Raw genomic sequence first — 25891 nt, forward strand, 5'->3', positions numbered from 1 at the left:
TCTAAATATGGAGATTCAATAAAGTAAATCAAGCTTGGAAAACGACTTAGCTTTAAAAACTACAAAAGCAGCTACGTTTTTAACGTCAGCTGCTTTTAATTTACTCAGGTTATCTAAAATTAGATAACACCACGACGCTCTTGGTCGCGCTCGATTGATTCGAATAGCGCTTGGAAGTTACCTTCACCGAAACCACCGTCATCGACACGTTGGATCATCTCAATGAAGATAGGGCCGAATAGGTTCTTAGTGAAGATCTGTAGTAAGTAACAGTCTTCGCTTTGGCTATCTACTAAGATTTGGTGCTCTTTGATTTTCTCTTTATCTTCTTTAACCCAAGGAACACGGTCGAAGATAGTGTCGTAGTAGTGTTCAACGATATCTAGTGTTGCAATGTTTGTTTTGTCTAACTTATCTAGTGAACCAACAAGGTCATTTGTTAAGAATGCAAGATGCTGTACACCTGGACCATTGTACTCGTCTAAGTACTCGTCGATCTGGTTGTTGTTGTCATCTTTACCTTCGTTGATTGGAATAGAGAAAGTACCACAAGGCGACTTAAGCGCGTAAGACAGTAGTGCCGTCTTTTGACCTTTGATGTCGAAGTAACGTACTTCTTCAAAGCCGAATACACCTTTATAGAAGTTAGCCCAAGTTTCCATCGTACCTTTGTAAACATTGTTTGTTAGGTGGTCGATACGGATGAAGCCTTTATCTTCAACAATGTTTTGCTCAGCTAGGTCTTCAAAATCATTTTCAAAGATTGAACCTTTATCACCGAATACGTCGATGAAGTAAATTAAGCTGTCGCCAATACCGTAAATTGCTGGGTACGGTAGATCTTTGTTTGCTGAATCTGTTGCAGGTTTAGCACCACGCTCTACAGCAATATCAAACGCTTTTTGAGCGTCTTCTACACGCCAGCCCATTGAACAAATCGCAGGACCATGAGATTTTGCGAACTCAGCAGAGAAACCGCCACGCTCGTTGTTTAGTAAGAAATGGATCTCGTTCTGGTTGTAATGAACGATGTCTTTACCTTTAAACTTTTTAAGTTTAGAGAAACCAAAATCAGCAAAGATTTTGTCCATGTAATCTGCATCTGGGGTTGCGTATTCAGTAAATTCGATACCAACCAAACCTAGTGGGTTTTTTACTTCACTCATTGTCATACTCCGCAATTAAGCACAATTGGGTTGCTTGTTAGATTTGTTGTTGAAACGAATCATTAATCAAAAATCGCAATAGGGGAAGATAGGGCAGTGATATTGTCAGGGGGGCATTTGTAAATTTAAAAACACACATTAATAACGACTTTGCTGCATTTCGACTTGGACAGGTGATGGAATTCCCGCAGGCGGGCAATAATAAAAATAGCAGGCCAATTGATGTTTTAAATTTTGCAATCGAAAACACTTAAAGTTCTGATATTAAAGGGTTATTTTTGTTGTTTTTTTTTAAAAGGAAATGGGGCTATAAGTTCAAAGAATACCCTTGAAGTTGCATCTAAAAGGAGTGGGTGTAAAGAATGCAATACAGTTGGGAAGGAGACACAAAAAAAGCCGCATAAGCGGCTTTTTGTCGCAAGGAGAATTATTGCTTAGAAGCAGACACTTCTAACTCTTCACTTAAATAATGCTCTTGTGTGTGTGGTTCGTTGTTGCCTTCTGCGCCATGCATCCAGTCAACTAAACGGTCGCTTAAAAAGTACATAAGCGCTGCTGAAATCATTGCTGTTGCACCTAGACCGATGAAGATACCCATGGCATTTTCCATAGCCGCTTCACCTTCGCCTAAGAAAGAGCCTACGAAGCCTGCAATCTTATTTGCAATAGCAGTACATAAGAACCAGATACCCATTAGTAATGAAGCAAGACGTAGTGGCGCAAGCTTACTTACCATTGAAAGACCGATAGGTGATAAACAAAGCTCACCCAGTGTGTGGAATAAATAGAAAAGTACTAACCAAATCATGCTGATTTGTAGTGCATCACCATTGCCACCTTCAGTCGCTAGTGCCAACATCATAGTAAAGAAACCAAGCGCTAAGAACACTAAACCAATGGCAAATTTGACCGGTGAGTTTGGTTCTTTCTGATCTAGTTTTAGCCAAATCATTGCCACGATAGGTGCAAAGATAATGATGAAGATTGAGTTAAGAGATTGGAACCAAGAGGCTGGAATTTCAAAGCCCATTAGCATGCGGTCAGTGTAATCGTTAGCAAATAGGTTCATTAAACCACCTGCTTGCTCGAAACCCATCCAGAAAATGATACTGAATACACTCATTGTGAAGATTACTTTGATTCGGTCTTTTTCAACTTTAGTTAGCGGCTCTTTCTGACCTGATTCAGACTGTTGCTGAGACAGTTTTGCTGAAGGTACAACACCAATGTCACCAAGATACTTGTTGCTTAGAATCAATTGCATAACAACTGAAATAACCATGCCAACACCAGCGGCAATAAAACCTGCTTGCCAGTTAACAACTGCAGCCACATAACCTGCAACAAGTGGACCTAGTGCACCACCTAAGTTAATACCCATATAGAAGATAGTGAAAGCACCGTCACGACGTTTGTCACCTTCTTGGTATAAATCACCAACCATCGTAGAGATATTTGGCTTAAATAAACCATTACCAATACACAGTAAAGTTAAACCTACATAGAAAACACTTTCTTCCATGCCACTTACAAGTGAGTGAGGAATACCCATAGTAAAGTGACCTGCAGCCATTAAAATACCACCAATAATGATGGCTTTACGTTGACCTAATACGTTGTCGGCTAACCAGCCACCGAATAGTGGTGTTAGGTATACCGCCATAGTAAATGTACCGTATAGACTTAATGCATCGGCGTTGCTCCAGCCGAAGCCGCCGTCTTGTGCCATAGCAACAAGATATAATACCAAGATGGCACGCATGCCGTAGTAACCGAATCGTTCCCACATTTCTGTGCCGAATAGCAGGAAAAGCCCCTTAGGGTGCCCTAAAAACTCACCTGCTTTAGGTAATGTGCTCATATTTCTTCCTAAATTATCAAAATGTGTTGTGTGGCCTAGTTATAATTATGCACTGTGTGCTTGGGTGACGTTTGGCCAAACGTCTAATAACAATTTCATTAAAGCGATGTATTGTTAATAAGCGCATTACTTTAATGAAATTGGTAAAACCTTGAAACAGGTACATTCGCATTATATTTGCGTAAATATGCACTGTAGCGATGCAGTATACCCAGCGCTAGGCATTAGGGGAAGTCTGACAAGACAAACCGAGTATTGTATAAGATAAAATCTGCTGGTGCAGATTAAGAAGATTACAAATCTTGTTGCTCATTCTTTGACGTTAACCAGCCCGGCTTTTGACTTCGATTCAGAGTCGCGAGTACTGAGATTGCCTTTTCTATGGTGATGCGTTGTTCAGCAATATCTTGATAAACCTGTTGTGCTGTTTTTTTACGTTTAACGGCAGCGCCAGCATCTAAAAATGACTCGACAACCTGATTAAAAAATCCTCTAAACTTGCTTTTCGGCTGTTGATCGTCATCTATATTACTCTCAGTTTTAGCTGTGGTGAGTTTTTCTTGAATATACTTTATTTCAGCTTGGCTAAATTCATTTTGCGCATGTTCTGAGTGAGAAATATCTTCAATTGCTAACTTTAAGTAATCAATCTCAATAGCACTGAACTTAGGTTGTTGAGCAAGTTTTAAAAGTAGCTTTCTAAATTCAGATTGTTTGGTGCTCGAAGACTTAAGGGTTTCGCAGATATGGTATATTTTTTGCCACTGCTGCCACATGTAAACGTAGTTGAGGCCCGCACCTTTAATATTTTGCATACCTACAATGAGTTGATGCTGATTTTTCATCGCTAGGTTGGCGATGTGGCTTGTTAGCTGATCAGGTTTTACATAGGCGTTCTCAACTAAAACGATTTTGCTTGCAACAATGCTTTGCACTGTTTCCTTTAATAATTCTGAATGATTTGATAAATCATCTATTTCAAGCAGTGAACCAGCCATTTGCCAGTTTTCATATTGAGTGACAATTTTTTGTATATGGTCAGTATCGTTTAACAACCTAACATTTAACACGGCTGTTAAAGTTTCTAAAGAAGTAATATCCGTTGTTTGTAGCGGTATGTCTAAGGTGTGATTAATTTTCTCAAGCCAAGTCTGAGGACTATAAAGTACGTTCAACTGGTTAAGAAAGGCCTTGAGGTCGTTTACATCGTTATTTTTCAACAAGGTGTCGAGACGTTCGTCAATGCCACGCTGTAAATATGAATTGAAGCCGTCAACGTTGGTGCCTATGACGACTAGGAAGTCGAAGCGTAAATCTTCTGCCAAGATTTGCGCGAATACTTTGGAACGAGCAATACGGTCATTGCGATTATTGATTAATGCAATGGTTTGAATATGGGGCTGGTCGTTTAAATCAAATAGCTCCAAACGCTTCCAGTTTTCTATGGTCGCAAGCCGCTCATTGGCCGACATACTATTCACAAAAGATTGAGAGATAGTGCCAATAGGGGCCGACTGAAAATGTTGTAACACACCAATGTCTGGCACGATGCGCTCAGCCGTTTCTTTATATACATAGTCTTTTTCTATGCCAATATACTGAGCCATTTTACACACAAGTGCGATGTTATCAGGATGCTCTTCATAAGGGTATAAAGCACGAATATCTGGCGTGATTTGATAGCCATCTCCCCAATGCGTTTGAATTAGAGTCGTGTGTTTGGCATCTGCGGCATCACTTAAAATCGGCATCATTGATTGTTCCGCTGTGAATACTTGTGTATTACTCCCTATAAACGCAGACATCTCTTTGGCAACATCAATGCCTGTTGGGCCCAATATATCTTCATGATCTGGATAAGCGTTAGTAATAGTAGCAAAATTATCTTGCATCCAGCGACGTAAAATCCTTACATATCTTGGGGTTAGGCCCATACACTCCCAGAGAAAGACATCGGCTTTGGTTTTTCTGGCAAAATCGAGTACATCACTTTGCTCCCATATGCTGGCCTTATCGAAAGGTCTGAATAGTGGCACTTCGTACTGCTCTCCGCTGCTCTTACCGTAAATCATCATGGCTTCGCACCCTGTGGTTTTGGCGATAACACGTAAATCTAAACTGCTGAACAGTGCGGCTTTTAATCGTTCAGTGCCTGACTTTCCTCGCGTTCCCCAACCACCGATACTGACAGGGATTGCATTGCGGTTACGTTTTATTTTTTTGCTGACATGGATGTGTCGACCCCAAAAATAAGCCATAAAGCCGGTAACGAAAAAGACCAATTGTGAAATTGAGTTTTGATAAATGGAATACAGGTACTCTTTGAAGCTAAACCAGATATTAAGGAGCACAGGGGTTAATGCGGTTTTACTATAGAGTTTAGCGATACTTTGCTCGACAGGAAATGATGCACCAAGTACGTCTCCGTACGCATTAAATTTTATTTCGAAACCGAGTTCTCTCAAGGTTGAAATGAACTTCTTTTGCTCAAGTTCACTGCCTTTTCTTAAGCTATCGAGTTGCTCAAAATGAACAGAGATGTGCCAATATGCTTTAATTCGTTTTATGAGTGTGGCAGGGCGATGTATTTCTAAAATACCATCTGGGGTATAGCTAAAAGCGGGCTCTTTGCTTCTATCTTGGCTGAGCACCGACAATAGGTAATCCAATAGCGGTAAATGTGGTCTTGCTGAGTGCTCAGTTAGGTTAAACAGCGCCTCACCAGGAACGTTGGTTTCACTAATTTCAGCGACACTACAACTAGCAACATGCAACTCAGCTGAGGGTTTTTTTGTCAGCGTGTGGTTAAAACTCTGGCGTTTATCGGTACTGGGATTAAAGAACTCATGCCATATCCGCCAAAAGCGTCGACCTCGTCGATAGCCTGGTATAATATGCCAGTGCTGCTTTGTGGCTCTACCACTAAATGCTTCTGCATGTTGTGCTTTAAAGCTCAAGGCTCGGCCTAGGGTATGACGATCAACGCCCCGTGAGAGCGTAATACTTTGTGTTTGTGAAAGCTGCTCTTCGATATTTGCCAGTAAAGTTTGTTGACTAAAGCTGACTAATTGCTCTCTTGCTCTTGTAATATGTCTTTTTAATGCAATATGTGATTCTTTGTCGAGCGCCATATTAAGCGTTTGAATAAATTTCTGAAAAATCTGTTCAGGTTTATCAGATTGCAGCTGCAAATTGAGCATCACGCGGGCACTGTTCTCGATATTGAGTCGTTTTACTTCAAAAGGCAGCGGCTTTTGAAGTACTTGTTGCCAAAGTTTTAAGATAAAGGCATCTTCGGCATATTGTGGTTGTGTGAATTGTTTCACTAAGGTAAATAACACCGCGCCACAGGTCTCTTCTTCGAGCCTTCTGACTAGCAGCGTTTTTGCTTGTTCGAAGTCAATGACACTTAATTGCTCAATTAACGCTTGCCTTACACGTGGGTAGGGGTGTTCACTTAGGCTATTTAATAAGTCCATTTCTTTGCTGGTAAGCTTAGGTTGCTTGGCAATGATCCGTGGCAGCGCAGCAAGCACAAATAAGCTGTCATTACTTTTAGGCCTGTCAGCAAAGTCGATGACGGTTTCTTGTATGAGAGCCCAAATATGCGCTCTGATAAAAGTAGGGCGCTGAACATATAAAATCTCAAGAATATCAATCACTGCTTGGTAAGGGGTACTGGGTTCTTCGAGTAATTCAATTAACTCTGCAGCCAGCTCCTCGTTGAGTTCTGGGTCGGCGTGGCATTGATGGATGACCGCTACCTGATTCACTAAAGCACGAATAAGACTATGCTTGATATGAACACTGTGATTATTTTGCAGCATCTGCATAAAAAAGGGTTCAAGATCGAGCTTTTTCCAGTTGTCTAAGATTTCAGCTTCATTAACGCGTAAATGAGATGTAGTTAGAGCGCCAAGTTTGCTGATCAGGAACTTAAGAGTTTGTTCAGTATCGGCAACTTGTCGTTGATAACGGTCTATCACGGCGCCATCATCAAACCAGCGTGACAAGGCCTGTTTATCCTCTTTTAACTGGGCTTCAGTGGCGCCGAGCTCTCGCGCATAACTCAGAATATGAAGTTCTTTTTCTGCGCTGATCTCTGCTTTTGCTAAGCGCTGTACAAATAACTGATAAGATGCGTCTAGCTTTTGAGTATGCGCATTAAGCTTTTCAATTTTGTGCCTTAAAAAGGCGATGGATTGCAGTTGCAACCAAGCTTGTAGCGATTCATTTTCAGGAATATTTCTAATTAACGGCCATTGTAATAGCTCATTGATCAGATTCTGATATTTATGACGGTAGAGCTTGAGCCAAAACTCTTCGATATTGGCAAATAAAATTAACTCAAGTTGCTGCTTTAATTCATTATTGGTCATAAATATCTTGTTCTAAAAAATGCGTCAATTGGAGTGATTCAAAGAGAATTTCATCGTGAGCAAACGGCCCAAACCCGGTATTTTGTAAGTTCCCTAGGTTAATTTCTAAACGTAGTGAGTGGTCTTTTCTAAACCAATCCTGTGTCCAGCTCAGTTCTATCCATCCTGCTGTATTATCTGAAAAATCAAACAAGGTTTGCCAACTTACTTGGGTTAAATATTGCCACGTATTGTTAGGCCTGTGTTGATCGGCAAATTTATATTGTGATGCGCCTGCGAGCGTAAAAATATGCCCTTGGTAAAATTGCTGTAGCTCAATATCAAAACCTAGGCTGTCAAAAGACGTCCAGTCTTTATTTGAAGTTGTAGAAAAGCTAGCGGATAGCTGATTATCTACCCAAGGTTGATAGCGATATTGATAAGCCGCCCGCCAACCATGCATATGATCTTCACGATAAAAACTAAACATCGACGGACTCATCAGTCTGTCAGCAATATATTCATCTGCGGTGATGCTAGTGTAGTAATAAAATGGCTGCCACCACCATTGATGACGATGAATGTTGTCGTCTCGCCAAGTTTCGCCAATTTTAAAACTAATATTAGAACTGAGATGGCTCTCGCTAATAGGCGTATCGTTTTGCCAACGGTTATTTATTCTAGCTTCACTAAACCAATGACTTTCTTTCGATAACCAATTGTGTTGTGCGTTGATAGAAAACGTTTCGTAATTTTGATTATCGAGTGTGAATAATGATTCTAGTAAATACCAATGTTGCTTATCCTTATTTCTAAGCCTGAGACCAAAATCGGTATAGTGACGAGCAGACGGGCTTTGTTCACTTTCGAAGATGCCTGCTCGGTTGTATCTAACGAGTCCTTCAACATGGGTGAGATTTTCATCAGTAGATAAAATATCCTCATAAAATGGCTTTTTCGATGGTTCATGAAAATAAATGGGTCTTTCAACGATTAAGGGCTCGATTGATGGCGCAAAACTGGTTTTAGCTCGATTGGGGTCGAGTTGCCATTTAAAAACGCGTGCTAACTGTGAAGTCTTTGCTTGAATATTGATTTTCCCTGCAGGATAAAAACCGATTTGCTCTTCTCTGACTTGGCCTGAGAGGCGCTCAATTTTTATTAAACTATCTGAATTTAGTTTTGCGCTTATTTGCTTATCAACTTCTGCAAAATAAAATAGTTGGCGTGTATCTAACTTCGCATCTTGCCAGCGGCCTTGTTGATAGGTTTGAATTTTTACACTGACCAGTTGAGAAATAAACGGGTTCATCCAACGTAGTGCGATTTGACCACTTGCAAGCTCGGTATCAGTTAATGCTAACTCACTATTGTGGTTATTCTCTATGGTCCAAAGTACACTGTTTGTGCTGGTAGATACGAGAATATTGGCGTAGTTGGTCTTAACTAACTCTGCAGCGGCGAAATCAAAAATGAGTTTCACTTTATGACCCGCTAATTCTCTCAGGTCTAAGTTTAGAGTGTGATTTGGACGAATTAATAGCCCGTCTAAGTTTGAATTTTTGCTTGTATGACGGCTTATTTGCTCAGCTAAACTGCGTTGCGTTATGGCATTCATGTCAATGAGTTGAGTACCAGAATAATTTAAGTACTGCTCAATTGGTTGCCATGACCCATAATGCTCAATACGGTTCTTAAGTGAGTTCAAACTGTCGGATAGATTTACGTATTCAAGTTTGGCAAATAGCAGGTTGAACTCATAGTTGTTTAGAGTCTCATGGCTTAATCGATATAACGCATTTGTGAGTAACGTTTTAATATCGATATCAGGCTGGTGGAGCAGGTTAATAAATGGCTGCTTAAGAGAAAATGCTACAGCGTCGGAGTTTAAGTGCGCTTTATATGCAAGTGGTTCAGGTAATACCCTTAAACTTAAGTACTGGTGTTGCTCACTACTTAAAGTCAGTTGCTCACCTTTATTTAGCGTGATAAGTGCCTCACTGGCCACGGACAGTTTAAGCTCATTGTGTTGAACTTGCGTAGTAGAAGCGACATCCGCAAAGACAGGCAAAATAGACTGTGTTGAGTTTGTATCTAAATGCAGCCAGTGTTGTTGTTGTGTACCATCGTGGATGTAAGGCGTTCTTACTCTTAACTGTAATGTTAAATCTTGCTTAGCATAAAGCTGTATTGGCGAACCTGTTTGCAAAGTATAAGCATTGTAATCAGATGTATCACCTTGCAAGTTCACGGCACCAAAATGTTTGATATCAAATGAAGAGGTTGTTGGTTCTCTTAAAGGGGTTAATTGTGCAATACGGCTTTGCATCCAGCTATGTAAAGCTGTGTCTGTAAAATTATGATTATCATGCTGTGTCCACAGTGCTTGTAAGTTTTTTTGTTGTGCTAACAAGAACTCTCTCATCAAGCTGTCGCAGCCAGTTAAAACATCAAACTTGTATGCACATAAACCTTGAAGTTTATATACCTGTTTAGTGTCTAAGTAGCGGCTAAAGAGTGCCTGTGCAGCATAATTACTGAGTAGTGGACGCTCGGATTGCAGCAAGCTTTCTAAGTAGGCGTTGGCTGTCGAGACTCTATCGAGCTTAGTCAATAAATCAATGCGCATTCGCCAAGCATCGAGTGCAATGCTGGCAATCTCGCTATTGACTAAATCTTTCAACAAGGGCAAAGCTTTACTCGGCTCTGACAAGGCTAAGTTCATCGCTTTTGAGATTAACTGGTAGTCGTTTTCATACGGTCTTTTGTTAACAGATGTCTCGAGTGGGAGAGGCAGACTATTGATGAAAGCCTGCGCCAGCAGATTGTTTTGTTGGTCAAGTAATGTTGCGAGCGCTGGGCTTTTGGTCGCTATTTTTTCTTGCATTAAATAAAGTAATGGGTTGTTTGGCAAGGTCAATAAGTCATCTACTTCAATGGCAATATTTACCACTTGTTCATCGGCACTGAATAGTTTTAAAGAGTGTGATTGCAAGCTTACAGGCAGCACAATTCGGCTGAATGCTTGGCTTGGTGAAAATTGAATAATATGTCTTTGATTGTCGTATTCAGCGACTAAGTGGCCGCTATGCTCAGCTTGAACATAAAGAAATAACGATTCTCTGATCCGCTGAAATTGGCTGATATCAAAACTTAACGTGTCTTTTAGTTGATGGCTGGTAAGTACCTTGTGTTGTGACACTGAATAGAGTTGCTCGCTTGCAGCGCGTAAACCAGACACGACCCTTTGTTTGCTATTGTTGCTTTCTATAGGTAACCCACGATTACTGACTTGCGCATTTCTTCGTGTTGAAATGGTGCTCACCAGATCTTGGTAACGTCGCTGTTCAAGCACTGAAGCATCAGCAATTGAGAAGTGACTAATTGAAGATAAGTCTTGTTGTGAGTAGATTTTTACAAAGGCATCATCTAGTTTAGCTGTCCAATAAGGGTTAAGAAGCGCCTCTGGTTGTTTGTCTAGTGCATCAAGGTCGTAAATGCCGCGATGCATTTGTTCGAGTTTTATAAGTGCTTGATCTTGAGCTGTGATTTTTAAGTAACTGCCTTTGGGCACAGCAAAGTAATCAGTATTTACAGTGCTGACTTTATTATCTTGATATTCAGGTGCATGAGTGTTTGATACATTCACTAAACTGACAGGTTGATCGTTCACTTCAACAAAGACTTTATTATCCTGCTTTAGGTTTGACATCCACTTTCGAACTGAGAGCTTAAGCTTTTTAGCCTCAGTGAAATATAAACGCATGCTCTGTTTCGGTTCTAATGTGTAGTAAAACTCGTGATCTTGAGCAAGACTTAATTTTGTGGCTTTGAGAGGCAGTTTTATAGCGCGACGAAAAGGGTCTCGATGAAAATGAAACTGGCCTTGTTCGATATCTAAATTTATCCAATCTTGAGTGATATTTTCAAACTGGACAAGTTGGTTGTATTGCGATGCAGGTAACTGGCAGCGATGCGCTTTACACATCAGTTCACTGGGGTGGAGCTTACGCATGGCATACTGTGTTTGGCCTACCCAAACTATGGTTTTGTTGAATATATCGTCTGGTAAAGTGAGCCAGCGAGCTGCAGGTAAATACAGGCATTTCGATTGACTTTTATCAATACTAATAAGACTTTTAGGCTGACCAAGTGATAAATCTGAATTTACCCAGGCAGGTGCAGTCTGCAGTGGTGCGGGCGCTGCAAACAACTGACAGGTAAATATAAGACCGATTAAAATTAAATAACTTGGTTTATGCATTCAGAAAATTGACTCATTGTATGTTGTTCTTTCACTAGACGTTCTCTCATAGGCTTGCTTATCTCTATGTGAATAAACGAAAACGGTGTTAAGTTAAGTTTATGTAGTATGTTCTTCGTTCCGCCAAGTTCTTGTATCAATTCTGGATAGAAATAACTATTTCTTGATATTTTACTTAAGCATAGAGTTAATTGCTGCTTAATGACATTGCCTTTTCTACCTTGACTGATAATAAAATCAGCCTGTCTTCCCTTATCGCTTTTACGTTTGCTTTGATTAAAGCCATGTAACTGTATGATTTTGGCTCTAGGGTGAAGCGACTGAAAGGCTAAAATGGCACTGTTATGTAAATTATCGCGACGTTTAGAGTAATCCATTGACTGCTTATCCAAACTTTCACTGTATCTGTGATGCGTATTCGCTAACATGAGTTGGCAGTGCGTATTATATATTTGCTCACCTATTGTGTAGGTGTGTGTATCAAAGAAACGATGCGGAATAGAAATAATACATGCTTTGGCATTTAATCGATAAATGAGCGCTCCGCCGCCATTTACTTTTGAGATAGCTTGCAAATGATGCCTGTTATTCTTAAACGCATATTGCCAAGAATATAAGTTGGCCTTACTCGCAGACTGAAACCAGTTCGATACATCTTTCGTCAGTTTTTCTAGTGGTGATTTTGGCTCTGCACAAGCGACGGTCACACTACAACTCACTATGATGGCAACAATCAGCTTAATCATTTTCATATTGCCTCCATTGCGCTTCAGAGGGGGCTTGCACTAGTTCATCAAGTACACTGATCCAAATATCTTGTTTGGAAGTGATGGTGATACTTTCCAGTGTCTGTACATCATCGTTTATCGCAAGTGAGACACTGTTATATGGTAGCACTTCTGCAATTGCAGGATGCAGTGCAAAAGCTTTTGTTAACTCTGCCTGCATCAATGCAAACCGTTTATTCTTAATTGTGTATTCTGGACTTAAACCAGCTTTGAATCGACCTCTAATACGGGTGTTTAGTACCACGAAATTTTTGAACCCTTTGGTTTTAATCACTTTGATGACAACCGACTCGGGTTTATTTGAATAATTTAAAGTTAAAGGCTGTCCGGCTTTTAAAAAGTAGCCACGCTGTTTTTGCCAAGGACGTTCACTGCCTTCGTTAACAAATAAAGTATGCTCAGGGACTTTAAAAGACAGTAATTGAGTTTCAGTTAAATGTGTGAGTGCACGCTCTTTGTAAAACGGGGCTTTTTTATTTGTTTCAATAAGACGTTTGTCTCTTAGTTGGTTATTTCTTTTAGCCTGTAATAACTGTTCAAAAGTAAACACTTGACTGAATTGATGCTCGGTTGGCTCTGCTTTAGGAAATAAATCTGCAAAATACTTATCTGGGCTATTGACCAAAAATGTATTTGATAGAGGTAAGGCTTGAATTAAGTCCCGACTCATATAGGTGGTTGCCATGTCTTCATTGCTAGGTAATGGAGGCGGCATTTCAAACAAACGCACATTGGTAATGCGCTTTTGTTCGGTAAAAGTAAAATCATTCTGCGCTTTTTGTGAAAACCAAGCACCTATAGCGGTAAAGTCATCTAGCTCAGGTTTACAGAGTTGCTCGCATAGTTCGGTTTGATAATGAAAAGACGACTGTCTGGCTTGTAATTTCGCGAGCACAGTCTGTGGTGATGAAATTTTGATACGATCCACTGTGTTAGGTAAGCGAGCATAGTATTGCTCAGAACTGAAAACAGGCTGTCGGATTGTTGCTTCGTCTATGATCCTGTCAAAGTTGCTTTTTTCGCCTTGCAGAAATATTCGGTATTGTTCTGTCTCAATATCGTTATCATAAAGTGTGATATCAACAGGCGTGCCTTTAGGACCTCTAAATTCAAAGTTGATATCACTACCTTTAGCAACTTGATATTCAGCACTAAAGTGCTCGTCAATGTTATAAAAGTAGCTATGCAAGGCATTAAATTGAGCATCGTTTTCAGCAAACCATCTAGTTAGCACAGGCTTGGCAGATTGAACCACAATCAGGCCGGGTTCAACACTTGAAATACGATAAGTATTGGGTGTGTCAGTGGCGGTGATACTTAACTGTATAGGCGCCTTGAGTTGTTTAATGTCATACCAAGTTGCGAATAATGTCGCGTCGCTTTGCTCTTTAAAGACAAATAAGTCTTGAGTTTGATAGTTTCTGAATGAGGCACTCAGTTGGCTATCGGTATAGAAGCTATCTAGGTTTAATTGCTCTGCACTAAAGTCATAACTTAACACGTAATAGGGCAGTGTTTCGTATAGGGTATCGCCGGTAAAGTCGATGCCGGGGATCCCTTGTGGCGCTAATTTTTGCCACTCAAATGTGACGGCATTTAATATTTCTTGGCTCGATAAAGCGTTGTTGCCAATGGTGTGGTAATTAGTCATACGTTCACGCCAATCGGTAGATTGCCTTAGCCAAGCTCTATTGATGTCATTGAGGCTTACAGGGGTTTTCGCGTGCAAACGAATAACAACCCCTCTAAGCTGATTATTTTCAGGGATCAGCTTTAATGCGATTGCAGATGCATTAGTGAGTTGCTCGTTGCTGATAAAAAACGACTGCCCTGAAGAGACGGCCAAGGTGTCGCGATTTTCAATAATTTGTTTTACTTGCTTTTGTTCATTATCTAAAGCCAATTTAGAAGCATGATGATAAACGTGTGTACTGAGAGGGTTTGCTTTACTGTCTAAAAGTGTGTACTCAATGGCATAGTTTACGGGTTCTTCAAATTGCTGTTGCTCAGAGAAAATTGCATTTGAAAGCACTCGAATAGAATACGTTCTATCAGCGGAAAAGTTAAAAGTGAGCGCCTTATCTTGTTGTAACCAATGCACCGTTGAGCGCGTTTCATCTTCGGAGCGCAGCGCAACTGGCTCTGCAGACACTATCCAAAAATAACCTCGGACCACGAGCCAAAGTAGCAATAAGATTAGACTGAGCCTAAAAAGTAAAGTCAGCAGGTACTTAATTAAATACATTAAGTCCTCCTGTCATCATTTGAGTAAACCTTTGCAAATCGACGACTTTATTCCTCTTAGGCAAGTAAATAAGTGCAATCTTATTATTTTGCTTGATCAATAAGGCGAGTTCGTTTGGCATAGAAAGTTGTGTGGCCTGCAGGGTACACGCATTTTGTTGCTCACATAGAGATTTAATAAAAGGCAAATGCTGAGAGAGCGCATAATGCTCGGTAATATCCTTAAAGGCTTTTAATTGAGTTGTCTCAATTGCTTGCCAGTCACTAGGAGACAGGGCTGCGATATTAGTGTGCTTCAAATTAGGGTGCTGCGATACCGCTAATAGTCGTTGCAACAGTGCTTCGTTCGATATTGAAAAGTGTTGCTTAAAGTCGGAAGCAAGCCATAGTGTGGCGAGCTCACTCGCAGGCGAAAATATCTGGTATCCGGTTTGAGGAGAAGTACCTAATTCGAGTCCTCTTGTTGCGGCTTGGCCTAAAACAATTTGGTGCTCAACTCCTAGCTCTTTAAGCGATTCACGGACTTTACTCAGACTTAACTTATGACTCGGGTGAGGTTCTGTGAACTGAAAAGCTAAAGCACTTGGGCGAATGTGTGATGGCGCACTGTGGCTACGTATTTGCAAGTTTAAAACACCGGATTGTGGGTAGTGACGTAATGCACTTTGATGGACAATATTAAATAAGGTTTTTACATTGGCAGCGGCCATAACATTGGCCTGTTCACTGGCAAATGGGTGCGCCCCTGCGATTAACAACAGCTTCGCGTTACTCTTTTGATACAGCTGACTGGCAAACTGTATGGTATTACTTTCATACAACGGACGAGGTACTTGGATATTGAGTGCATTAGTCGGGTCTAAATGAATGAAATAGAGGCCTTGACCTAATTGGTAATACTGTAAGTCATCTAAAGGAGAAACCTTGATATATCGACCGTTTGCAGTATTGAGTAAACTTAATTGGTACCCGACCATACGGGCAATATTGTTTATCTTATTTAGTTGGTTAAGTACATCCGTTGTTATTTCTTGCCCTGCAAGTTGATCAGATAAACTGTATAGCGGACGAAGGATCTCATACTCCCAGAGAGCCGCTTCATTATCAGATAAGCTTTGAAATAGTTGGCTACCTTTGGCTGTTATCTTTGGTATAAATGCGTTTATTTCCTCTTCTAAGCTGGTTTCAATTTGCGCAACTGGAGACTGATATAGTTGGTCACTTAAAGCAACCTTAGACAACAGAGAGGTGTAAGCAGAAGTATCAATAAAGGTTTCAATCAATCTTCCTTCAAAGTTTGGGCTTGGCAGGCTTTGATTGTTTAATAAGCCAAAATTACTTTGCGTAAACCCTAATAGCTCGGTGAGAAGAGATTGGTTTACTGCAGCTGGAATGCGATTGAAGATCCAAAATTGTCCTGTTGCACCATACGGGCCAGTTTCAAGCAAGGCTGCAGTACGTGCGTTAACTGAGCGTAATTGCACTATGTCTTCGCTTTCAAGCGCACTCATAAAGGCCCAATAATAATTACTTTGCTGGCTGGTATTATCGGCGCTAAAAGCCGGTGTAGCTTGAGTGCCTAAAGCCAATGCATCTGCTTTTAGGAGTGTCATAAGCAGTGCTGAAGAGTCTGTAGCAACGCGTTCTGTGGAAGGGTGAGGGACCGATAGCAATAAACCTGTCTTCGTTTGTTTGGATAAGACAAACAGTCCTCTAATGGCATATTTTCTGGCATCTTGAATATAAATATACTCTCCATCTAGGCGCAGTGAAAAGTCTAACTTTAGTAACAGCTCTGTGGCTTTGTTAATATTGTCTAAATTACGCCTGTCACGGTTTAAAATGCTGATAGCAGCTCTAAAGGTTTGCAAGTTTTGGGTCTGCTGATACTGGCTGATCTCTACTTTATTTTTTTGGTCGGTATACAAGTAACTTTTGTACTCACTGAGCTGTTGGCTGAGATCTTGTATTTCAGTATAACTCTGTAAAGACTTTATTTGGTTGCCAATGAATAGTGAGGGGACAAACATGATCACAAAGCCAATGAAAATAGCGACAAACCCACCGACAACAGAGGTTTGAAACGTTGCCCTAATGATTAATCCAAGGGCATTTTTTTGATAGATTTTTAACGCCAATAGAGTGGATAGCATGTATCCGAAAGCAAATGTATCTGTCACTTTTAATGCTGGGTAATAATTGACAATACAATAGTTAAGCGCGAGCTTGTAGGCAAAGCCTATATTGAAGAAAAAGAGTAGTAAGCGCGCGCCTTCAAAGTTGGCGTTTTTAAGGCGTGTATATTGAAGAAGTAAAGTCCCGATGATCAAGATCACGGCTGTTTCAATAAAAGAGGTCAGCAGTTTACTCGGCTGCATGAGTTGCAATGCCAGTAATGCAGGTAGCATGATACCGTTAAACTCCCAGCCGTATTTTAAGTTGGCACGAGAGGCGATAAATGCGGTGATCACTAAAATAATATAGGCCTTTGGTGCTGCAATTATCGAAGCTGCCACGTCTTCATACATAATGGCTAGATTGGCAATGCTGAAGTTGGTCATCGGCATTAATACATATCGTACTAAAACATAAGTAAAGATAAGCTGTATTAGTGTGACTTTAGTGCCATATCGAAAACCGCCGTTCCACATAACGTTCGCTGTGAGGGCAATGATGACTAACCCTAAGCTATACAGTTGTGTCGAGTAGTCAAACGTGATGTCCCAACTGCCTAGTACATCGGCGACACTAGGCCAAAATAGCGTGTCCATAACCACACGCACTAAAATACTGATCAAGATAATGGCAAAGAACCTGTCTCGACCAAACATCTCAGCATAGCCTAAGCGCTCCATTACAGTCTTGGCAGTAATCCGCATGACGAAGTACACGACGAACGCTTCAATTATGATAACAGCGGCAGAAGTCGGACTAACAATGAGTAATGGCACAAGGTAACCAGGTACAACCAGACCTGTTAAAGGGAAACCAAAGCGAAGGTTTAAGAAGCACACAACAGCTATGCCTACCCAAACCGTGGTGATAACGGATTGGCCTAAGCCGCTACCTGTCGGAAAAATACTCAGCATCCAATCCATTAATTAGATGCCTCAGACTCGGTGTTATTTTTTTGCTTTTCACTGTTTTCTGACAACAAACCTGCATGATCTTTGTCTTGGTGTATTTGACTCATCAGCTCAGAGAGGTTAATGAACTCAAATAAAATCCCCCCCACTTCAAAGGGCTCTCCTGCACTACTTTTTTCATCCGATGATTCAATGGTACGTACGTTTAATACAAACTGCTGTTCAGCCAATTTGACGGGGAGATAAATTTCGCCTTTGTGCAAAGTCAAATAGCGCAGTTTTCCTTTGGCATTTTCATGATCTAACTCACTGACCTGACATAGCAAATCGAGCGCTGTCATCTCGAAAATTGGTAGGTGATGCTGTTTCGCTAGCTGTTCAAGCGCATGATTAGTTTGTACTACCTGACCGAATAAATTGAATAGCACCGACGCTGAACGGATCTGATTGAAAACATGCTCTAAGGTTGTCAGCTTTTGTTCCATTTCGTTAATCGAGTGCTTTATTTGCTGACTCAATGGTTTGGCTAAATTCAAGGTGAGTAAACGAGCAATTGCGTTGCTTTCGGCTTTGCCTTGCGTTTCGAAAACACGATAATGGAATAAAAGCTCCCCCACCTGATTAGCAAATCGATTTACATTTTTAATAAACGCAGCTTCGTTAAATCGTTCATCTGGAGTAATGGTCATCGCCCAGAACCCACGAATATCACCAGCATACATAAGCGGGACTATGTACTGGGATTCGTTTTCTTCAAGTGCTTTGAAGAAAGGGCGCGTAATTTTGACTGTACCAAATGCCTTGATTGCATCTGAATAGGGCGCACGTTCGTAGTCTCTGCGCATCTCGTGAATATCTGAAAGTTGGCAATTAATGGCTCTTATTTCGTATAAACGATGATCTCCCTCAAGGCGAGCAAGCAGAATACTTTTATCTAAAGCCAACTGTTGATTAATTAATTGAATAATAGAGTCCCAAGGTGTGCTTTGATCTGTGAACGATTTAGGTAGATAACGACCAGACATCTTTTGTCTGATATTATTCATCAGTCGTTTTAGATCGTCCTCTTCAACCCATTTTGCCGATAAAAAGACCCAAAATAAGGTAACAAAGTTAAGTATCACGCCTTCGGCTGCAGGTAAAAACATATGCATACCTGTCATAACAAAAAAACAAAGCGTTAGCCAGGTTATGGAAAGGATAGATGCGACGGCAATACCTATATTAAAGGCAATTTTTTGATAAAGAACGAGCAGTAAAATGATGCTGACTAACTGAATAGTCAGGGATAGCTTGCCACTGATAAGTGAAATTAACGACCCTTCAATGAGGTTATGAGCAACAAAAGCATGAAGGTAAATTGGGTTTACTTCAGCGGAGAGTTTTGGTGCCCGAATTGGTAAACCAAAACTGTGATTCGTTTGTGATATTAAGACTAATTTATCGGTGATTTGCCCAGCTAGTAAGTCTTCACTTTGCACTCGTTTGCTATTAAATTTTGGCAGAGCATGTAAATCTAATGCAAAGCTGAGTAATGGTGAGTGATCTAGGCGACGCTCTGGAAATAGCTCAGCCCATAGGCTGGTACATTGGTTATGTGTTTGGTGATTGATTTGAATCGTATAACCAAGCCATGCTTTTAGGTCTGCAAGGCACAAGTTATTATCTGGACGAGGGTAAAAGACCCTTTCATCTTGTATATGTGTTAATTTCGAGTCTGAAACAACAATAATTGCTTTTGGATTGTGCGCAAGTAAAGAATAGACGAGTTGGTCATGTTCAAAAATAAGCGCATCAGCTTCAATGACAACAACATCACTGTGTTTTTCTGATTGAATTTGGCTAAAGTATTTAAAAATAGGCGCATTAAAGCGCTGCAGTGCACCAGTTAGTTCAGCCAACAGAATAAAGCAAATCAAACTAATGATCAGCCAAAATGTTTTATGCCTTTTTACAAAGAAAAATTGTTGTTTTACCGACACCAAGCGTTCCTAAAAGGTCAATCAGAATTGACTAAAGGTTAAATTTAATCGAACAGCCTTGTCAGTTGATACTTTTAAAAATGATTTTCCATGTAAATGAGTAGTACGCCACGTTCGATCCGTTAATTCAATAGAATCCTGCCAAGAAATTAGAGCAATATCATCTAATTGTAGTTCAGCGTTGCCATTTTGTGGAGGCGAATGAATAAACGCGAAACGGATCCCTCTGGGCGGTAAATTCTCTGGGCCCAATACATTTCTGTCATCTGGCAGCTCGAAGTCGATGTTAAATGGCTGCCAATCAAACTCCCCACCTTCTAATACTGGTAAAGTTTGCTCTGAGAAAATAAGTGAATCCTCAGAAGTTAAGATACTTAAATCTAATTCTAATTGACCAGCATTGATACCTTTAGCATACCCGTAAAGTGTATGTTTATGAAAGACTTTGCTAACGTCATCGGCAGGGGTGAGTGGAAAAGCTCGTACCGTTTGCTTAAACGGTACCCTTTGGGCAAGGTTATCAAATTGGTCTCTCGTTAAGCATAATCCTTGATTACCTCGGTATGCACCTGTCAGACATGGCACTGTATCTTCATCAGAATGATCCCAGTGATTTATTTCAAACTGAGTATCATCATTATCCCAATCTTCGAAATCACCAAATACTAATAAATCTCTGCCCAAGATCAGTGAAGTGACCTCAACATCAGTTGTTATTTGGCTCAAAAAGCTATGGCTAGGTGCCAGCATGCGCAAATCTATAATATGTTCACCAGGTTGAAGTTCGATAACTTCTTGCTTTAATTGCGTCGCAGCAACTTGTTGAGAGAATAAAATGTCAGCATATCCTTGCCTGGGGATCACTGAGACATTATTTGAGAATTCAGCAACCCGTTTTATTAAGTAGTTACTTAAATCACCAGAAATGAGGCGAGGTTTATATTCTTCGATATAAATAGGGTAGGCTCTTGCTGAGCTCACTTTAGGGGTGGTGTTTTTGTTAACTCGGACTTCAACAGCAAGGCCTAAAACTGTTTCTAATCGGTTTTGATCAAACACAAAATTACCAAGTCCTAATACAGTTGGTACGCCATCATAGACGTCAAAGCCTTGCGCAACGTGAGGGTGGTGGGTCACCATTAAGTCAGGTTTTTCTTCGAGCTTAGAAATCAGGTTGTAGCGATTCTCAATATAGTCTGTTTGGGCATAAGAATATTCATCGCCACCGTGTAATTGTATGACGGTGAAATCACTATTCTCTTTGCTTAACTGCAATGCTTCAGCTAAGGACTTTGAATCAGATAAATCAGCTGCGCCACCTTTTTCTTCGTCTGCGACATAGGTCACGGCATGATCGCCACCACGAATTGAAGTGGCAGACACTAAACCTAGGGTCGTTCCCTTAACTTTTTCAAATACCGGGGCATAAGCGGCAACTTTATTTAGACCCGCACCACTGTGAAGAAGCCCAGCCTCTGATACAAATTTTAGAGAGTCATTTAGCCCATCTAATTGGTAATCGTAAACGTGGTTGTTACCCAGCGCGACATAGTCGATGCCAATTGACTTTAAACCCTCTAGCGTTTCAGGTAGAGAGAAAAAAGAAAACTCTTTTGTTGGATGAACACTTACTGGCTGATTGAGCACTGGGGATTCTAAATTTACAGAAGCAAAATCTTGATTTAGAAAGAGTGGCTTTACATGTTGAGTGATTTCAATTGCAGCGGTTGCTGCGTTTGATTTATTGATGAGGGCATCAGGTAAATCGGGCACCGAGTTATTCATGGTCGTGATGCTTGGGTCCATAAAGCGGCGGCCAAACATAGTGTCACCGGCGAAAACCAAACTGATTTCATTCTCTACTTTTTTAGATAGAACTATGACTTCGCTGTCATTTGCCGGAGAAATGTTGATGGTTGAAGAGAGAATATGATAATCGGGATGGATAATCTCAACGGGGTAATTACCTAAAGTTAACGTATCTAGATGCACTATGCCTTGAGCATTCGTTTGGTATAAGTGTCCTGCTATTTTCACATCTAAGTTAGCGACAGGGGTGCCTGTTGAATCTTTCACTTTGAAAGAGAAAGGAATAATGGCTTCAACAACCTTGTCACGTTCATCTTTTTCTTCTTGCTGCTGCTCAGAAGGCCCTGTTTCATATGGGTCTTCAACTGAACACGCTGATATGAATATGAGAAGCAAATAAGCTGTAACATGGTTAACAAATTTTTTGGGGTAGCTAGTTAATGACATTTAAAACTCACATATATCAGTCGTTAGTATTATAAAATATTTGTTCAGCTTTATGCAATTGTTAAATTTGTATCCAATATGTGGACTTTTCAATTCATAAAATAGCTTATTCAAAGAATAAGTACAGTGAAACGTTCAATAATGTTTACATTTTTCTAGTCTGACGACTATTCTTAGAGTATCATTTCGCCGTGTCATATATAGCCCTGTTTGAGGAACAAATGCGTCTTGAAATCCTGTGTGCCGATCGGATAGGAATTGCACAAGAAGTTTTGAATATATTGGTAAATTATCAGGTTGACCTTAAGGGTATTGAGGTCGATTCGGTCAATTGCAAAATGTATGTCAGCTTTCCACCTATCGAGTTTGAACAATTTCAGAAAATAATGCCTGAGATTCGCTTAATTGATGGTGTTGAAGATGTGCGTACTACTGCTTTCTTGCCTTCTGAGCGAGAACATAATGAGCTCAATACTCTGCTTAGCGCGCTTCCAGATGGTGTGATATCCATCGATGCAAAGGGGTGGGTTCGTCATTGTAATGACGCAGCTTGTAAAGATCTCAGTTTGAGCCTAGACGATGTGCTGGGTGAGAATATTAATAATCTTCTAAAAGGGTTTAACTTCACACGTTGGCTAGAAGGTAAAGAAGTATTAGGACAAACCACGCGTGTTGAAGTGGGTGGTGAAGATTATATTGCTGACATCTTACCGATCACTGTGCCGCAAAAACCAGATGGCGATATTCTTGCCGGCGCGGTAATTAATATTAAATCGCAAAGCCGTTTAGGCCAGCAAGTCAGTGCCTTCAGACGTTACGGGCAAGAAAGCTTTGCAACTATTCATAGCAATAGTACGGCAATGCGCCGTGTTGTGCGAGAAGCGCGCAAGATGTCCCAATTAGATGCACCGATCCTAATTACAGGTGAGACAGGCACAGGTAAAGAGTTGTTGGCTAGAGCATGTCACTACGCGTCAAATCGTTCAATTAAACCCTTCATCGCTTTGTCATGTGCTTCTTTACCAGATGATGTTGCGGAGTCAGAGTTATTTGGATACGCAGGCTTTGAAGAGAATGCAGCACCGAAACGCGGCGTATTAGAGCAAGCCGATGGCGGCACTGTCTTTTTAGATGAAGTGGGTGAAATGTCGACCCAGTTACAGACAAAGCTGCTTCGCTTCTTGCAAGATGGCACGTTTAGAAAAGTCGGCGATGAAAATGAAGTCAAAGTTAATGTTAGGATCATTGCGGCGACACAGAAAGATCTACCTGCGATGGTTCAAGAAGGTACTTTCAGAGAGGACTTATACTATCGTATTAATGTACTGACTTTGGATATCGCACCGCTTCGTGATAGAAAAGCTGATATTGGGCCACTCACAGAGCACTTTATTCAAAAGTATGCACAGCAAAATGGTCAGCCAGCACCAACACTCGCGCCAGATTGCTTAGTTTTTTTAGAGCAATACCCTTGGCCTGGTAATGTGAGACAACTTGAAAATGCAGTGTATCGCGCAGTTTCTTTACTGGATGACAAAGAGCTTCGTGTAGAGCATATGCAATTGCCAACATTCACCCATGAACTAGGGTATTTGGAATCTGATTTTGAAGGTACCTTAGAACACGCAGTTAAACGCTTCGAAGCTACTTTATTGAGAAAGCTTTATCCGGCGTACCCTAGCTCTAGGCAGCTTGCTAAGAGATTAGGGCTGAGCCATACCGCAGTGGCAAATAAATTAAGAGAATACGGTATAAATAGAAAGACCGTAAAAGTTTAGCTTTATCTGGCTAAGTCGCTTACCAAGATATGGGACTACTTTTTAGCGCCCATATCTTTTGTCACACCATCTATCTTGATGTTATCAATTCCTTTTTCATTAAACTTAATCTGAATACTGATGTTATTTTTCACCAAAAAGTAATCAATCTTATTAAGAGAAAGCACATAGTTTCCTTTTACTGGCACCTTAAACTCTTTCTTCTTTAAAGTAATTGTTTGCTCCCCGAGTTGCCATTCAAAGCTGTCAATAAACCCGGCATTGAACTCTTGCACCCATACTTTATCATCGTCTTTACTGAGTGTAAGGGCAATAGAATATGACTCTGGCAAACTAGACATGTTATAGGTCTTTTTACCTATTCTAAATGCTTGTTTTTGTTCATCCCAAGCAAAGCCAAATGCAAAAGTTTTGTCTACGCCTGTTGGGTAAGTGACTTTTCCTTTTCCCTCAAAATCAAAGTTGGCAAAAACACAGGAAGAAAAGAGCAAGCTGGTAAGCACAAAAGTATACAATTTCATATTAAGTTTCGTGTGAGAATAGTTATCTTTTAAGACTAGTGGAGCAAATACGGCTTAGCAACAATTTATTGTGAGTAACTAAGCTTATGTTAAACTTTATTTTTTACTTACTGGTTGGACCATAAATGAACCTGTATTTTAGGCTGATACTGCTACTTTTAAAGATTAAAAGAAACAATGAATACAAAGGCTTACTGGATGTTAGCAAAATAGATTTTAAAGTAATGCCTAGTGATTGCGATATTAATATGCACTTGACCAATTCGCGATATCTTGCCTTTATGGACTTAGCTCGAACTTGGATGACAGAAGAGATTGGCCTATTTAAGGTAGTGATGAAGCGTCGCTGGTTTCCAATTGTTAATGCAACGGCCATTACTTATATCCGAGATATTAAACCGCTTGAATCATTTAAAGTCAGTACTCAGTTAGTGGGGTGGGACCATAAATATTTTTACATTGAGCAAAAGTTTACAACGGCGAGAGGCCTTCATGCGATAGCCTATGTAAGAGGGGTGTTTAAAAGCAAACAAGGTATTGTCTCTGTTGAAGATATGCTTGCAGCAGCAAATTACTCGGGTCCAGCCCCTGTATTGTCGGAAGAAATAGAACATTGGAAAGCGATGTTAGAGGCGAAAAAAAGCAATAATAAAAAAGGCCACTGATTGTGGCCTTAGGGATCGAGAAAGTAACTGTATTTTTTACTTAGAACTTGTACTTAACACCTAGCATCGCAACAACAGGGTCAAGTTCAACATCAGATGTTAGTGCCTTTGCACCGTTTGCATATACTGTTGCGTCAGTGTTGATATCAATTTTTGATACCATACCATGGATACCCCATTTTTCATCAATGTCATAATTGAATCCAGCTTGAAGAGCGATGCCGAAAGAGCTATCAAGCTCAACTTTTACATCATCCGTTTTCAGTGTTGCTTTAAGTGCTGCGCTTGGGTCTTCACTGAAGAAAACTGTATAGTTTAGGCCTGCACCAACAAATGGGCGAAATTTTGCTGTTGAATCAAAAAAGTGATACTGAGCTAAAAATGTAGGCGGTAGGTGTTTAACCTTAGCGATTTCAGCACCAGCAAGACCACCTGCACCATTTACTGTATGAGAAAATGGGGTCGCTGCAACTAATTCAAATACAATGTTATCAGTGTATTTATAATCAAAAGTAATACCCAGCTGTGTATTTGAATCTGCTACTAATCCAAGTGCTTTATTTTGATCAATAGCTGAAGCTGTGTCGCTAGGGTTAACATTAATAAGACCAACATTAACGCTTAATTTAGCTTGTGCTAAAGGAGCGGCTACTAGAAGTGTAGTAAGTAGAGCTGCGCCAAGTTTTTTCATTTTCATCTCCTGATGCCTTTGCAAGGTATGTAATTTTTTTCTTGAAGCCACTATAGGCCAGTCCAGAAAACGAAAACTGTTCTAGATCAATTTTTATTTCAGGTTATTTCAGAAATTTTTGAAACTTTGATTTAGATTAATTTTTGGGTATCAAAATCAATTTTTACATGCGGCAAAGACTTAAAATTGCAAGTAAAGTGACACACGAATGCAATACTGCAACGTTTAAAT

At 40.3% G+C, this 25891-nt stretch carries 13 protein-coding genes; 2 read left to right on the forward strand and 11 right to left on the reverse strand.

Translation table 11 applies throughout. The features are described from left to right. Nucleotides 1-119: 119 nt before the first annotated feature. From hppD to AAEU28_RS16605, 9 genes are all read right to left on the reverse strand, one after another. The gene (gene hppD / locus AAEU28_RS16565; protein WP_421965117.1) at nt 120-1166 is read right to left on the reverse strand and encodes a 4-hydroxyphenylpyruvate dioxygenase; all 1047 of its coding nucleotides are present in this window, start codon (nt 1164-1166) and stop codon (nt 120-122) included. A 427-nt stretch (nt 1167-1593) separates the two neighbouring features. Next, nucleotides 1594-3027 (reverse strand): peptide MFS transporter, encoded by a 1434-nt coding sequence (locus AAEU28_RS16570; protein WP_421965118.1) that lies wholly within the window; start codon nt 3025-3027, stop codon nt 1594-1596. 293 nt (nt 3028-3320) lie between these two features. Next, the gene (locus AAEU28_RS16575) at nt 3321-7406 is read right to left on the reverse strand and encodes a poly-gamma-glutamate synthase PgsB (protein WP_421965119.1); all 4086 of its coding nucleotides are present in this window, start codon (nt 7404-7406) and stop codon (nt 3321-3323) included. Next, nucleotides 7396-11649, reverse strand: coding sequence for a hypothetical protein (locus AAEU28_RS16580; protein WP_421965120.1), 4254 nt, complete (start codon nt 11647-11649; stop codon nt 7396-7398). Before AAEU28_RS16580 ends, AAEU28_RS16575 begins: the two co-directional genes overlap by 11 nt. Further along, nucleotides 11628-12401, reverse strand: a complete 774-nt coding sequence (locus AAEU28_RS16585) for a hypothetical protein (protein WP_421965121.1) — start codon at nt 12399-12401, stop codon at nt 11628-11630. Before AAEU28_RS16585 ends, AAEU28_RS16580 begins: the two co-directional genes overlap by 22 nt. Next, on the reverse strand, nt 12388-14682 hold the full coding sequence (locus AAEU28_RS16590) for a hypothetical protein (protein ID WP_421965122.1): 2295 nt from the start codon (nt 14680-14682) through the stop codon (nt 12388-12390). Before AAEU28_RS16590 ends, AAEU28_RS16585 begins: the two co-directional genes overlap by 14 nt. Continuing rightward, entirely contained in the window at nt 14669-17779 is a 3111-nt protein-coding gene (locus AAEU28_RS16595) for a poly-gamma-glutamate biosynthesis protein PgsC/CapC (RefSeq protein ID WP_421965123.1), read from the reverse strand. The genes AAEU28_RS16590 and AAEU28_RS16595 overlap by 14 nt, the downstream gene beginning before the upstream one ends. Next, nucleotides 17779-19749: a hypothetical protein gene (locus AAEU28_RS16600; protein WP_421965124.1), complete on the reverse strand. Its 1971-nt coding sequence runs from the start codon at nt 19747-19749 to the stop codon at nt 17779-17781. Before AAEU28_RS16600 ends, AAEU28_RS16595 begins: the two co-directional genes overlap by 1 nt. Nucleotides 19750-19770: 21 nt before the next feature. After that, nucleotides 19771-22005, reverse strand: coding sequence for a CapA family protein (locus AAEU28_RS16605; RefSeq protein ID WP_421965125.1), 2235 nt, complete (start codon nt 22003-22005; stop codon nt 19771-19773). 221 nt (nt 22006-22226) lie between these two features. Between AAEU28_RS16605 and tyrR the strand changes: the two genes are divergently transcribed. Continuing rightward, complete coding sequence (tyrR, locus tag AAEU28_RS16610; RefSeq protein ID WP_421965126.1) at nt 22227-23783, forward strand: transcriptional regulator TyrR; 1557 nt, start codon at nt 22227-22229, stop codon at nt 23781-23783. Nucleotides 23784-23818: 35 nt separating this feature from the next. Here the strand turns inward: tyrR and AAEU28_RS16615 are convergent, their stop codons facing one another. Then, nucleotides 23819-24304, reverse strand: coding sequence for a hypothetical protein (locus AAEU28_RS16615; RefSeq protein WP_421965127.1), 486 nt, complete (start codon nt 24302-24304; stop codon nt 23819-23821). A 125-nt stretch (nt 24305-24429) separates the two neighbouring features. Between AAEU28_RS16615 and AAEU28_RS16620 the strand changes: the two genes are divergently transcribed. Beyond that, on the forward strand, nt 24430-24969 hold the full coding sequence (locus tag AAEU28_RS16620; RefSeq protein WP_138483235.1) for a thioesterase family protein: 540 nt from the start codon (nt 24430-24432) through the stop codon (nt 24967-24969). A gap of 40 nt (nt 24970-25009) precedes the next feature. Here the strand turns inward: AAEU28_RS16620 and AAEU28_RS16625 are convergent, their stop codons facing one another. Next, complete coding sequence (locus AAEU28_RS16625) at nt 25010-25660, reverse strand: OmpW/AlkL family protein (protein WP_421965128.1); 651 nt, start codon at nt 25658-25660, stop codon at nt 25010-25012. Nucleotides 25661-25891: the final 231 nt, after the last annotated feature.

The sequence above is a fragment of the Pseudoalteromonas sp. SS15 genome (assembly GCF_049257195.1).
Taxonomy (GTDB): domain Bacteria; phylum Pseudomonadota; class Gammaproteobacteria; order Enterobacterales; family Alteromonadaceae; genus Pseudoalteromonas.

Excerpts from the sequence above, each read along its gene's own strand:
- hppD (WP_421965117.1), bottom strand. The coding sequence starts at position 1,166 with ATGAGTGAAGTAAAAAACCCACTAGGTTTGGTTGGTATCGAATTTACT.
- AAEU28_RS16570 (WP_421965118.1), bottom strand. The coding sequence starts at position 3,027 with ATGAGCACATTACCTAAAGCAGGTGAGTTTTTAGGGCACCCTAAGGGG.
- AAEU28_RS16575 (WP_421965119.1), bottom strand. The coding sequence starts at position 7,406 with ATGACCAATAATGAATTAAAGCAGCAACTTGAGTTAATTTTATTTGCC.
- AAEU28_RS16580 (WP_421965120.1), bottom strand. The coding sequence starts at position 11,649 with ATGCATAAACCAAGTTATTTAATTTTAATCGGTCTTATATTTACCTGT.
- AAEU28_RS16585 (WP_421965121.1), bottom strand. The coding sequence starts at position 12,401 with ATGAAAATGATTAAGCTGATTGTTGCCATCATAGTGAGTTGTAGTGTG.
- AAEU28_RS16590 (WP_421965122.1), bottom strand. The coding sequence starts at position 14,682 with ATGTATTTAATTAAGTACCTGCTGACTTTACTTTTTAGGCTCAGTCTA.
- AAEU28_RS16595 (WP_421965123.1), bottom strand. The coding sequence starts at position 17,779 with ATGGATTGGATGCTGAGTATTTTTCCGACAGGTAGCGGCTTAGGCCAA.
- AAEU28_RS16605 (WP_421965125.1), bottom strand. The coding sequence starts at position 22,005 with ATGTCATTAACTAGCTACCCCAAAAAATTTGTTAACCATGTTACAGCT.
- tyrR (WP_421965126.1), top strand. The coding sequence starts at position 22,227 with ATGCGTCTTGAAATCCTGTGTGCCGATCGGATAGGAATTGCACAAGAA.
- AAEU28_RS16615 (WP_421965127.1), bottom strand. The coding sequence starts at position 24,304 with ATGAAATTGTATACTTTTGTGCTTACCAGCTTGCTCTTTTCTTCCTGT.
- AAEU28_RS16620 (WP_138483235.1), top strand. The coding sequence starts at position 24,430 with ATGAACCTGTATTTTAGGCTGATACTGCTACTTTTAAAGATTAAAAGA.
- AAEU28_RS16625 (WP_421965128.1), bottom strand. The coding sequence starts at position 25,660 with ATGAAAAAACTTGGCGCAGCTCTACTTACTACACTTCTAGTAGCCGCT.